The 12836-nt window shown below is 42.9% G+C and carries 12 protein-coding genes; 7 read left to right on the top strand and 5 right to left on the bottom strand.

What is annotated here, in order from left to right; all coding sequences use genetic code 11:
• The first annotated feature begins 82 nt into the window (after positions 1 to 82).
• The 5 genes from A4U55_RS01035 (at position 83) to A4U55_RS01015 (ending at position 5402) form a co-directional block, all read left to right on the top strand.
• Positions 83 to 805, top strand: coding sequence for a response regulator transcription factor (locus A4U55_RS01035; RefSeq protein WP_003656306.1), 723 nt, complete (start codon positions 83 to 85; stop codon positions 803 to 805).
• A gap of 135 nt (positions 806 to 940) precedes the next feature.
• The gene (locus tag A4U55_RS01030; protein ID WP_003656304.1) at positions 941 to 2506 is read left to right on the top strand and encodes a sensor histidine kinase; all 1566 of its coding nucleotides are present in this window, start codon (positions 941 to 943) and stop codon (positions 2504 to 2506) included.
• Positions 2507 to 2653: 147 nt separating this feature from the next.
• On the top strand, positions 2654 to 3700 hold the full coding sequence (metN, locus tag A4U55_RS01025) for a methionine ABC transporter ATP-binding protein MetN (protein WP_003656301.1): 1047 nt from the start codon (positions 2654 to 2656) through the stop codon (positions 3698 to 3700).
• On the top strand, positions 3690 to 4379 hold the full coding sequence (locus A4U55_RS01020) for a methionine ABC transporter permease (RefSeq protein ID WP_003665055.1): 690 nt from the start codon (positions 3690 to 3692) through the stop codon (positions 4377 to 4379). The genes metN and A4U55_RS01020 overlap by 11 nt, the downstream gene beginning before the upstream one ends.
• A 192-nt stretch (positions 4380 to 4571) precedes the next feature.
• Positions 4572 to 5402 (top strand): MetQ/NlpA family lipoprotein, encoded by an 831-nt coding sequence (locus A4U55_RS01015; RefSeq protein ID WP_003656298.1) that lies wholly within the window; start codon positions 4572 to 4574, stop codon positions 5400 to 5402.
• 69 nt (positions 5403 to 5471) lie between these two features.
• Here A4U55_RS01015 and ccmE read toward each other — a convergent pair whose 3' ends face one another.
• The 3 genes from ccmE to A4U55_RS01000 form a co-directional block, all read right to left on the bottom strand.
• Positions 5472 to 5993 carry a cytochrome c maturation protein CcmE gene (gene ccmE / locus A4U55_RS01010; protein WP_003672821.1) on the bottom strand — a complete coding sequence of 174 codons (522 nt, stop codon included), beginning with the start codon at positions 5991 to 5993 and terminating at the stop codon, positions 5472 to 5474.
• Positions 5994 to 6062: 69 nt separating this feature from the next.
• Positions 6063 to 6263, bottom strand: coding sequence for a heme exporter protein CcmD (gene ccmD / locus A4U55_RS01005; protein ID WP_003656294.1), 201 nt, complete (start codon positions 6261 to 6263; stop codon positions 6063 to 6065).
• On the bottom strand, positions 6263 to 7072 hold the full coding sequence (locus tag A4U55_RS01000; protein ID WP_003656293.1) for a heme ABC transporter permease: 810 nt from the start codon (positions 7070 to 7072) through the stop codon (positions 6263 to 6265). The genes ccmD and A4U55_RS01000 overlap by 1 nt, the downstream gene beginning before the upstream one ends.
• 197 nt (positions 7073 to 7269) lie before the next feature.
• On the opposite strand from A4U55_RS01000, the gene A4U55_RS00995 reads away from it, so the two are divergent.
• Both A4U55_RS00995 and A4U55_RS00990 read left to right on the top strand, forming a co-directional pair.
• On the top strand, positions 7270 to 7815 hold the full coding sequence (locus tag A4U55_RS00995; protein ID WP_003656286.1) for a hypothetical protein: 546 nt from the start codon (positions 7270 to 7272) through the stop codon (positions 7813 to 7815).
• Positions 7812 to 8963 carry a glutathionylspermidine synthase family protein gene (locus A4U55_RS00990; protein ID WP_003671435.1) on the top strand — a complete coding sequence of 384 codons (1152 nt, stop codon included), beginning with the start codon at positions 7812 to 7814 and terminating at the stop codon, positions 8961 to 8963. The genes A4U55_RS00995 and A4U55_RS00990 overlap by 4 nt, the downstream gene beginning before the upstream one ends.
• Before the next feature lie 90 nt (positions 8964 to 9053).
• On the opposite strand, the gene ssb is transcribed toward A4U55_RS00990, so the two are convergent.
• Both ssb and uvrA read right to left on the bottom strand, forming a co-directional pair.
• The gene (gene ssb / locus A4U55_RS00985; RefSeq protein WP_003669976.1) at positions 9054 to 9764 is read right to left on the bottom strand and encodes a single-stranded DNA-binding protein; all 711 of its coding nucleotides are present in this window, start codon (positions 9762 to 9764) and stop codon (positions 9054 to 9056) included.
• A gap of 142 nt (positions 9765 to 9906) precedes the next feature.
• A complete protein-coding gene (gene uvrA, locus A4U55_RS00980) occupies positions 9907 to 12780 on the bottom strand; it encodes an excinuclease ABC subunit UvrA (protein ID WP_003663425.1) in 2874 nt (957 codons plus the stop codon).
• Positions 12781 to 12836: the final 56 nt, after the last annotated feature.

Genomic DNA, 12836 nt, shown 5'->3' with positions numbered 1-12836 from the left:
TTAACTACAAATATACACTTGCGAACACAGACAAAACTTGGCAAGATAGCTCTATGAGTCACTATCATTTAAAGGTACTAAAATGAATAAACAAATCCTACTGATTGAAGATGATCCAGATTTGGCGGAGCTGATCAGTGATTATCTATCCATGAATTATTATGAAGTTCATCACGCTGCAACTGGTCAAGGTGGCTTGGATATTTTGGATACCAAAGAGCGTGACATCAGTTTAATTGTTCTAGATTTGATGTTGCCAGATATGGATGGCATGGAAGTGTGCCAAAAAGTACGCGGTTCAAAAAATACCATGATTAACAAAGTACCGATTGTTATGCTCACCGCTAAGGGGGACACTACCGATCGTGTCTTAGGGCTTGAGATGGGTGCTGATGATTATATTGCCAAGCCATTTGAGCCACGAGAGCTATTGGCGCGTATCCGTGCTGTCTTGCGTCGTCACGAAACGCCAAATCAAGCAGATACCAACTCAGGCAGCCTAACTTTTGGTCGTTTGACGGTTTATCCAGACAGCCATGAGGTCACGATTGATGAAAAGACCGTTCGTCTGACCACACACCAGTTTCAGCTTTTACATTATTTTGCTACGCATGCTGGCAAAGTACTCAATCGTGAGCAGCTTTGGCAAGCCATGCCAAACGATGACAGCTCAGAAAATATTGATCGTGCCATCGATGTTCATATCTCAAGATTACGCGCTTTGATTGAAGATAATCCACGCCAGCCCAAGCGTATCATCACAGTGCGAGGCGTTGGCTATCAGTTTGCCACCGATCAAGTTTAAATCTATTGTTATCCAAAACCATCAGGCGATAGGCTTGATGGTTTTTCTGCATTTTTTGGGATAATCAGCTTAGCCACCCAGTGACTTGGTGTGATGTTGTCATGATTCACCATTTAATCAACAGTTGGTCGTCTTATGAACTTGGTACATTATGGAAAATTTGGTTTTCGCTCCATTTCAGCACGATTATTTATCAGCGTTTTTTTGGCACTTTTGACCTTTACCATTGCTTTTGTGCTATTGTCACAATTTGCACATAATAATTCTGATTATACCAGAAATCGAGCTATTGCCAGTCAAATTATGAATCAAATTGAGCCATTTTTGGCAGAGGCACACACTTTATCAGCTAAAAATAATTTGCTTCAGGCGAGATTTTCTTTGGTTGTTATCAAAAAAAGTTTTGATATTTTTGATGAAAGCTTGAATGCCAAAATTGGGCTGTATGATTCTCAAGGGCGGCTGATGCTACAAACCGAAAATACCGACTTGCCTGAAACGCTTGTGCCTAATCCACCATGGATTAGCCAAATCTTTGCACCATCACCCACCCACATTGTGGTCAATAGCACACTTGGCTATTCTTTATGGTACGAAAATCGCATTCTTAGCCCTGAACGCCCTTTGATGGCATGGTTTAATCTATTTTCAGGCACAGTCTTATTATTTACCATCATGTCGGCAGTACTTTGGTGGATTTCGCACAGTATTACTTGGCGAATCAATCAACTAAGCCGACAGATGAGCCGCTTGGGTGAAGGTGATTTTAGTGTGCGAGTCAGCGAAGAGGGTAATGATGAGATTGCGGTGCTTGCACATGGATTTAACCAATCCGCCCAAAAAATCGAACAGCTGATTGATGCACACAGCCTACTACTTGCGCACGCTTCACACGAATTTCGTACGCCCATTACTCGGATTCGCTTACAAATTGAGATGATGGATATGCTAACAAGCCAGCTTGATGAAACTACAAAAGCCAAATTTGATAAACGAGCTGCTGCGGTGAATCGTGATTTAACAGGGCTAAATGACTTGGTTGAAAGCATTTTGTTGGTGTCTCGGCTGGATGCAGGACACGCTCTGCAAGCCACCGAACAAGTCGATTTGTATGAGCTGATTCGCTCAGAAGTGCAGCACTATCCTGAGGCGACACTTATCGGTGAGTCAGTGAGTATGATGGCTCAGCCAAAATTGCTTACGCATTTGGTGCGTAACCTACTCAATAATGCCATGATTCATGGCATACCGCCTGTTCAAGTTTATCTGTATCACGCCACCAATATTCAAGAAGCCACCTCAATCCCTCAGTACCTGCTAGACAGTTTTTGTAACATTGGTGATGGCGATATTTTACACTCAAAATCAGATGAAGCAAACGCTTTAGACAACAAAACCCCGACTGATTTTTTAAAGCGTCTAACTCGTCCCAAAGATAAAGAGCAAAAGGCAGATCAGCCAAATTTTGCAGTGCTTGCTTTTATCGATCAAGGCTTAGGCATTCCCAAGGATAAGCGTAAGGACATTTTTAGCCCTTTTGTACGCCTAAAACAAGAGAAAAAGGGGTCAGGGCTTGGGCTATCATTGGTATCACAGATTGTTGAAGCTCATCACGGGACAATCATCACAGATACTTGGCTTGGGCATACACGCTTTTTGGTGATTTTACCACTGACTGCCAAATCAAAACCACTGTCTTAGACATTAAGAATAAACCCACCAATCATTAATTAAATATTGATAAGCATCATTGTCACCATTTTAATGTTTGGTTCGTGTATGATATAATATAGGGTTTACTTCATTGATCAAGGCAATTTAACGATGTCCACACACTCCCTCTCGCCCATGATCACCCTCTTAGGCGTTAGCAAACATTTTGTTATTGAAAAAGAGGGTAAAACGACGAGTTTTACTGCGGTACAGCCAACCGATTTGACCATCCAAAGTGGTGAAATCTATGGCATCATTGGTGCTTCAGGTGCTGGTAAATCCACCTTAATCCGCTGCGTCAATCTGCTTGAGCGACCAAGTGAAGGCTCTGTTGTGATCGATGATGTGGATTTGACAGCCTTATCCGAGCGTGAACTCATCACTCAACGCCGAAAAATTGGCATGATTTTTCAGCACTTTAATCTTTTGCACTCTCGTACGACTTTTGAAAACATTGCCCTACCGCTTGAATTATCAGGCACCCCCAAAGCAGTGATTGCCAGTAAAGTGGGCGATCTGCTTGAGCTGGTTGGCTTAAGCGATAAAAAAGATGTTTACCCTGCCAATCTGTCAGGCGGACAAAAACAGCGTGTTGCCATTGCACGAGCTTTGGCATCTGATCCAAAGGTTCTTTTGTGCGATGAAGCGACTTCTGCACTTGATCCTGCAACCACCCAATCTATCTTAACTTTGCTTAAGAAGATTAATGAAGAGCTTGGCATTACCATGTTATTAATCACACATGAGATGGATGTGGTGAAGCGTATTTGCGATAAGGTGGCAGTGATGGATAAAGGCGTGCTGATCGAACAAGGCACAGTCGGTGAAATTTTTGCCAATCCTCAAACCCCACTTGCCAAATCCTTCATTCATTCAACATTTCATATCGGTCTGCCAAACAGCTATCTTAGCCAACTCAAATCCGAGCCTGCTTTGGGATTGTCGCCTGTGATTTGTTTTGAATTTACGGGCAATTCAGTGGATATGCCATTATTTTCGCTTGCTTCAAAACAATTTGATGTAGATTTTAATATTTTAACCTCACAGATGGACTATGCAGGCGACATAAAATTTGGCTTTACCATTGCCGAGCTTATCGGTGAAGGCACTTCGGTCATGCAAGCAATAGAATTTTTAACCACCCATCGGGTCAATATTGAGATTATCGGCTATGTGGAATGAGATTGTCACAAAATTTGTCAGTGAAATGCACCCAAGAATGTGGGAAATGGTTGCCCAATCTACTTGGGAAACCATCTATATGGGGCTTGCTGCCACTGCCATCGCTGTTTTAGTTGGGCTACCGATGGGATTTTTGGCATTTTTAACCGATAAAGGGCGTATCCTTGAAAATCGCAGTGCATTTGTAATTTTGGATGTTATTATTAATATTGGTCGCTCCGTTCCTTTTATTATTTTGCTCATTATTCTCATGCCAGTCACACGATTTTTGGTGGGAACAACCCTTGGCACAACAGCCGCCATCGTCCCTTTGAGTGTGGCAGCAATTCCATTTTTTGCACGCTTGAGTGCCAATGCTTTATTAGAAGTACCCACAGGACTGACCGAAGCTGCCAAATCTATGGGTGCAACGCATTGGCAGGTTGTCAGCAAATACTATTTTGCCGAAAGCCTGCCCATTTTGATTAATGCGGTCACATTGACCTTGGTGTCTTTGATTGGTTATTCTGCAATGGCAGGTGTGGTTGGCGGTGGTGGCTTGGGAAGCCTTGCGATTAACTATGGTGAGCATCGCAACATGGTATATGTCAAGTGGATTTCAACCATCATCATTGTTGCCATTGTGATGATTTTTCAAAAAGCCGGCGATGTCTTGGCAGCCAAAGTTGACCACCGATAGCCACGCTGAATCAACCTGTACAAAATTGAAAAAATTTCATAAGTTTTTATATGAAATATCATCATTGACGCTTGCTCTTTTCTCGTCTTTTATGCTTTAATATCTTTTATGCTTTAATAGATAAGTTTTTATAGCTTTTTTCAATACTTAAGCGATTTTTGAACATATAATTTTATTTTGTAAGGTCATTTTATGAATTTTGGTAAAATTTTTGGTATTTGTGCACTGGCATCTGGCATCGCATTGGCAGGCTGCAGCAATCAATCAAACGAACCAGCTGCCATATCTGATACAGCTGCACAGACTATCAAGGTTGGCGTCATGGCAGGTCCTGAGCAAGCTGTGGCAGAGGTAGCAGGTCAAGTCGCCAAAGAAAAATACAACCTGACCGTTGAATTGGTTGAGTTTAATGACTATGCCATGCCAAACTCAGCCGTCTCAAAAGGTGAACTTGACGCCAATGCCATGCAGCACAAACCCTATCTTGAAAAAGACAGCCAAGAAAAAGGCCTAAATAACTTGGTCATCGTCGGCAACACCTTTGTATACCCATTGGCAGGTTATTCAACCAAAATCAAGACATTAAATGAGCTAAAAGATGGTGCAACCATCGCCGTTCCAAATGATCCCTCAAACTTAGCTCGTGCATTAATTTTACTTGAAAAACAAGGCTTAATTAAATTAAAAGACAACACCAACCTATTCTCAACCACACTTGATATCGTAGAAAATCCAAAAAAATTGGTCATCAAAGAAGTGGATACCTCAGTTGCTGCTCGTGCAATTGACGATGTGGACTTGGCAGTGGTAAATAACAACTATGCAGGTCAAGTAGGTTTAACAGCCAGTGAAAATGGCGTTTTTGTTGAAGATAAAGACTCGCCTTATGTCAATATCATCGTCGCTCGTGCTGACAATAAAGACTCTAAGGCCATCCAAGACTTTGTGAAAGCCTATCAAACCGATGAAGTGGAAGCTGAAGCCAAAAAGCAATTTAAAGATGGTGTTATCAAAGGCTGGTAATCTGACCGATCTGACCATAAAAATCCTCCAACCGTTGGAGGATTTTTATTGAACCATCAAAGCCATACTTTAACGCTTAGTATCTTGAACTGCATTACGCTCATCAATTTCGCTCATTGGTGTTGCAGGTACAAACTGCCCATTATTAACATCGGTACCACGAGTGGCGTGCTGCGTTTTAAGCGACTTGGCAACTTCAGGTGGCATATAATTTTCGTCATGCTTTGCAAGCACTTCACCAGCAACAAACATGCCATCTTGTAGCTCACCTGTCGCTACGATGCCCGAATTTTCGGCAAACAAGTCTGGCAAAACGCCTCGATAACTGACCGGTACAACAGATTTATAGTCGGTGATTTTAAATTGTATATTCAGCTGATCGCTGGGGTCTCGCTGAACACTGCCTGCAACCACCATGCCCCCTACTCGGATACGCTTGGCTTCAGGAGCTTGACCTGCAGCGACCGCAGTTGGATCAAAATAATAATCTGTCTGATTGCGAATGGCATATAAAATTAAACTGACCGCCACGACAGCACCCAGCAGCACTGCCAGCACCCACATCAGTTTTTTTTGTCGTACAGAGTTCATTATTCCCCCACATCGTTTAAGTCGCCATATGCTCAAATGCTCATTACAGCGATAAATTCAGCCAAGCACCTACTGACGGCGCTGTTTGTTGGTTAATCGTCCGCGTGCATGCTGGCGACTGAGTTTTTGGATGGTAACTTTACGCTCATTTTTGGTATAAATAATTAATCCCAAAATAGCAATCACAGTCAATGCATAACATAGCCACACATAATAACCATGATCACCCATCGCAATAAATTCGCTCATTGACTTAAAATATGGTGTCATCACACACCTTCCTGACTTTGATTAATCAATCGCATCACCCAAGCCTTATTGGCTTCACGAGCCAAAATCAATGAATTGGTACGATAAATAGCAATTGCCGCCACCATAAAGTACATGCCCAAAATCATAATTAAAAGTGGTACCCACATGGATGCACTCATTTTTGGTGCATTGGTAACGGTAAATGTTGCACCTTGATGTAGCGTATTCCACCATTCAACAGAGTACTTGATGATGGGCAAATTCACCGCACCCACGATAGATAAAATGGCAGCTGCTTTGCCACGGTTGCTGCTACTTTCAAAAGCAGAAAACAACGCAATCACACCAGCATACAAAAACGCCAAAATCAGCATGGAGGTTAGGCGTGCATCCCAAACCCAATAAGTACCCCAAGTGGGTTTTGCCCAAATTGAACCCGTCAATAAGCTGATCACACAAAAGATGAATCCAATGGGTGCAATTGCTTGGGCGACAATGTTAGCGGTCTTAATTTTCCACACCAAAAAAATCACACCAAGCACACTTAAAGCAAAATAGATGCTCATCGCAAGGCTTGCTGTGGGTACATGAATAAAGATAATGCGATAGCTGTTGCCCTGTAGATAATCAGGTGGCGCAAAACCAAGCGCCCAAACCAAACCTGTGCCAAGCAACAAGGCGGCGACTGTAGCCAAATACTTCACCCAAGGTGAAAAAATATAGAAAAATCGCTCAGTACCAACGGTTGTTAAAAACCCTTGCCACAGGCGGTCAACAAATCCGCCATTTTTGGGAACTGTATTTGGGGCCGGGTTGTTTTTTGGCATAAGTCACCTAGCTATTGAATACTTATTAATCATTAAAGAGAATATAAACACATCTTATTATATCACATCACCCCCATCACTCATATACAATTTGCTGATAAACCAGATATTTACAGGGCTGTTTTACCGACACCGACTTGTAAAACCAAGCATTTGTCGGCATAATGAAAGAAAGTATCTTTATTTTAGGCATAGTTATGACAAATTCTGTAAAAACTCGCAAATCTTCTCGTCACATCTCTTTGGTTTTGCTTGGTGGTGCTGGGCTTGGCATTGCTGCTTGTTCACCCCAATCTCCAACAGTCGCAGAACATCAGCCGCAACAACAAGAACCTCTACAATACACCAACGCTGAAGCACAAGCACTTCAAGAGCAAGCCGCCGCCTTACAAGCCCAAGCTGCCGAGCTTGAAATGCAAGCTCAAGAAGCACAAGCAGATGCCAGCCATGAAACCAAGGCAACTTCTGCCGATGGTAGCGGTGTCGGTAGCCTACTGGCAGGTGCTGCAGCAGGCGCTGCGGCAGGTTATGTTGCAAGCAAAGTTGCTGGTAATCGTGCTGCTACCGCTCAAGCTTCACAAACCGCCCAAACACCAACAACCACACAGCAACCAGCACAAAATAACCAACAAGCCACCAACAGCAATCGCCAAAGCCTCGCTCAAGCCACCCAAGACAACCGAGCTGGCACCACTCGCCAAGGTTTTGGTGCGACAGGCGGTGCGACAGGTTCGGCCTCATGAAGCGTATCACTGTTGCACCACGACCAGATTGGCAAAGCGAAATGGCACGCATTGGCTTTAATTATCACAGCATTGATGGTAATTATTGGCAAGAAGATGCCTGCTATGTATTTACCGAATCCCAAATTGATTTGCTAGAAGATGCCACCAACACATTGCATCATATGTATGTACAAGCAGTTGCCCATGTGGTAAAAACTGGCGATTATGCAAGACTTGGCATTGATGATATCGCCGCTAAGCAGATTGAGGACAGTTTTGGCAGACAAGCACCCAGTTTATACGGGCGTTTTGATTTATGCTTTGATGGTATCAACCCGCCCAAACTTTATGAATATAACGCCGATACGCCCACCGCTTTATTTGAAGCAAGCGTTGCCCAGTGGTATTGGCTTCAGGCTCAAGGTGGTATATTAAGAGGAGCTGACCAGTTTAATAGCATTCATGAACGACTGCTTGTAGAGTTTGAATCATTAAAGCCAATGCTTGGTCATGACACGCTGTATTTAACCGCTGTTTCAGACAGTATTGAGGATTTAACCACAACACAATACCTACAAGATGTCGCCATTCAAGCTGGGCTACAGACTGATTATATTGATATCGGCAATATTGGTTATCGCATGAGTGATGGTCAATTTACTGATTTAAATGACAATATCATTCACCATCTGTTTAAACTGTATCCTTGGGAGTGGTTACTTGCTGAAGAATTTGGACAGCATATTGCCAGTAGCAATATTCATCTGATTGAGCCTGCTTATAAACTCTTGATGAGCAATAAAGCATTATTGACTGTCTTATGGGAGATGTTTCCAAATCATCCCAATCTGCTTGCAGCAAGCCTAAATCCAAACGATATTTCAACAAATGTGGTTAAAAAGCCGTTTTTTTCTCGTGAAGGTGCAAATATCAGCTTAACTCATGCCAATCAAACACTCTCAACGCATGGACAATATGGTCAAGAAGGGTATGTCTACCAAGAGTCCAAACCCTTACCCAAATTTAGCAACAATCAAGGTCAAGATGTGTTTGCAGTCATTGGTAGTTGGATTATCGGTCACAGTGCTGCAGGTATTGGCATTCGTGAGGACAGCACGCTCATCACCAAAGATACCAGCTTATTTGTCCCACACGCCTTTATCTGATTAACTTAATATCAATCAAAAAATCAATAAAAAAATCTCAAGCAAATTATGGCTTGAGATTTTTTTATTGAACAATCATGACTTTGACGATTAAAACGGCATATCATCATCCGATAAGCCCTGTGATGGCGTGATGACAGGCTGATTTGTCGATGGCGTATTTGGCTTTTGGATAGGCGACATACCTGTATTTTGCTCAATGTGTGTTGGCTGCCCAAAAGCATGGTTTTGTGCCATCGAGCTACTCTGAGGCTGAGATGCTCGCTCTTGGGGATAGCCTGAATTTGGGTAGGCTTGGTTTGGCTGAGGCTGCGTATAGCCTGATGAATTTTGACCACCAAATTGATTGGCTTGTTGATAGGCAGTATTTGGATACTGTCCGCCTTGATTGCCCTGATTTTGATATTGCTGATTTGGATTGGCATAACCACCTTGGGAATTGGCATAACCGCCATTATCGCCACTTGCACGATTGCCAAGCATCTGCATATTATCCGCACGAATCTCTGTGGTATAACGCTCTTGACCCGTCTGAGTATCCTGCCACTTGCGTGTGCGTAAACTGCCCTCAACATAAATCTGTGAACCTTTACGCAGATACTGTGAGGCAATCTCTGCCAATCGGTTATTAAATACCACACGATGCCATTCGGTATGCTCTTTACGCTCGCCTGTGTTTCTGTCCGTCCAGCGTTCAGAGGTAGCGATTGATACCGTTGCAATCATGCCGCCATTATCAAAATTACGAACTTCTGGGTCATTGCCTAAATTACCCACAAGAATGACTTTATTAACACTCATAAAATTTCCTTTGCTGGTTTTTTAATAAATTGTAATCATTAAATGGTTAAAATTAAGTATACTTTACGAAATTTTTGGATAAATTGCCATCAATTTTTGGTAAATTTATACAATTATTTCATAATTTATTTGCCAGCAAGCTTCACTTAAGCATAGGCTTTAAAAATCTGCCTGTATGTGAACGGCTATTTTTGGCAACTGTCTCAGGCGTACCTGTGGCGACAATCTCACCACCACCGCTACCACCTTCAGGGCCTAAATCCACAATCCAATCTGCTGTTTTAATCACATCCAAATTATGCTCAATCACCACAACAGTATTACCACGGTCACGCAATGTATGTAAAATATGCAAAAGCTTAGCGATATCATGAAAATGTAGCCCCGTTGTCGGCTCATCTAAGATATACAAAGTCTTGCCCGTATCACGCTTGGCAAGCTCTTTGGCAAGTTTAACACGCTGTGCCTCACCACCTGATAAAGTCGTTGCCGACTGGCCCAAACGGATATAGTCAAGACCCACCTCATGTAGTGCTTCTAGGCGGCGATGAATAGCAGGAATGGGTTCAAAAAATCCCATCGCCTCCTCAACAGTCATATCAAGCACATCGCTGATGGATTTACCTTTATATTTAACCTCCAAAGTTTCACGATTATATCGCTTACCATGACACACATCACACGGCACATACATATCTGGCAAAAAATGCATCTCAACTTTAATCAATCCATCGCCCTGACATACCTCACAACGACCGCCTTTCACATTAAAACTAAACCGCCCTGCTTTGTAGCCACGCGCTCTGGCTTCTGGCGTTTGGGTAAATAAATCTCGTATCAGTGTAAACACGCCTGTATAAGTGGCAGGATTTGAACGCGGTGTACGACCAATCGGACTTTGATCGATATCCACCATTTTATCCAAATGCTCAAGTCCTGAAATTTTTTCATATTTTTCAGGAGCAAGTGTGGTGGCGTTATTTAAGGTAGTCGCAGCCAATGGCATAAGTGTACGGTTAATCAAGGTGGATTTACCTGAACCTGACACACCCGTAATGCAGGTCATGACACCAATCGGAATACTAAGATGAACATTTTTTAGATTATTACCAGTTGCACCCTCCAAATGAATCCATAATGGCTCTTGGATGGTTTTTTTACCTTTGATTATCTCGATGGTCTTAGGCAATTGGCGAGTAGTCGGCACCTCAATGCGTCGCTTGCCAGATAGGTACTCGCCCGTTAGCGACCCTGTGGTGTTGGCAACCTGTTCTGCACTACCTGATGCCACAACACGGCCGCCATGCACGCCTGCTCCAACGCCAATATCAATAATATAATCCGCCTGCCGAATGGCATCTTCATCATGCTCGACCACCACCACCGTATTGCCCAAATCACGCAACTGTATTAAAGTGGACAAAAGTCGATCATTATCCCTTTGATGCAGTCCAATAGACGGCTCATCAAGTACATACATCACGCCCATTAAGCCTGCACCAATCTGACTTGCCAAGCGGATACGCTGTGCCTCACCACCTGACAGCGTTTCAGCGGAGCGTGCCAAGGTCAAATACTCCAAGCCGACCTTGGTCAAAAAACCCAATCGCTCTTTGATTTCTTTGAAAATCTTATCAGCCACCTCGCCTTTAGCACCAGTAATTTTTAAGTTTTGATAATATTGCCACGCCTCCCCAATCGGCAGATGGATGATATCACCGATGGCTTTATCCTCCACACGCACATGGCGGGCAATATCATTTAGGCGTACACCATGGCACACATTGCACTGGGTATCTGATAGATACTGTGCCAACTCATCTCGCACCAAATTACTGGTTGTGGTTGTATAACGGCGTTCTAGATAAGGCAAAATCCCCTCAAAGGGAGTGTTTTTGGTCGTTTTACGCCCTCGTTCATCGGTAAAATTAAATTCAATTTTTTGTCTACCCGAACCATTTAAAATAATCGCTTGGTGTTTATTTGATAAGTCTTGCCACGGCATATCCATATCAATGCCAAAATGACGGCAAACCGTTGATAATAAGCCAAAATAATACGCATGACGTTTATCCCAACCATGAATAGCACCTTGATTCAGTGATTTTTCAGGATGGGTAACGATACGCTCGGCCGCAAAATACTGACGCTTACCCAAGCCATCACATGCAGGGCAAGCACCTGCAGGATTATTAAAGCTAAACAGCCTTGGCTCAAGCTCACTCACCGCACGGTCACATACAGGGCAAGAATGCTTAGCAGATAATATCTGCTCATCATCACCAACAGGATTACCATCCATGTGATACAAAATGGCGATATCATTACCAAGTTTTAATGCAACCTCCAAACTTTCGGCAACACGATTTCCCAAATCATCACGCACTTTAAATCGGTCAACCACCACCTCGATGCTGTGTTTTTTATTTTTTTCAAGGTTTGGTAACTCATCGGTCTCATAAATCACCCCATCAATACGCACGCGTGTAAACCCTTGAGATGGCAACTGCTCAAGCAAAGCAATATGCTCACCTTTACGCTCACGCACGACAGGTGCTAAAATCATCAATTTGGTCTCAGTCGGCAAACTCATAATCCCATCTACCATCTCACTGACTGTTTGTGCGACCATCGGTTCATCATGTTCAGGGCAATAAGGCACACCCACCCGTGCAAACAAAAGACGCAAGTAATCATATACCTCGGTAATTGTACCTACTGTTGAGCGAGGATTGTGGTTGGTGGACTTTTGTTCAATGGCGATTGCAGGTGATAAACCATCAATACTATCTACTTCTGGCTTTTGCATTTGGCTTAAAAATTGTCGAGCATATGCTGATAAACTTTCAACATAACGGCGTTGACCTTCGGCATACAAAGTATCAAACGCAAGTGATGACTTGCCTGAGCCTGACAAGCCAGTAATCACCACAAATTTATCTCGTGGAATATCTACATCAATATTTTTTAGATTGTGCGTGCGTGCACCACGGATGGCAATTTTATCTTGAGCCATGAAAACGCCTTTTTTATAGAAGAATTTAATAAGAAAATGGGGATTTTCTAGATATT

Origin of the sequence: Moraxella catarrhalis (genome assembly GCF_001632285.1) — a bacterium.
Lineage (GTDB): Bacteria > Pseudomonadota > Gammaproteobacteria > Pseudomonadales > Moraxellaceae > Moraxella > Moraxella catarrhalis.
This window is presented reverse-complemented; position numbering and strand designations above follow the sequence as displayed.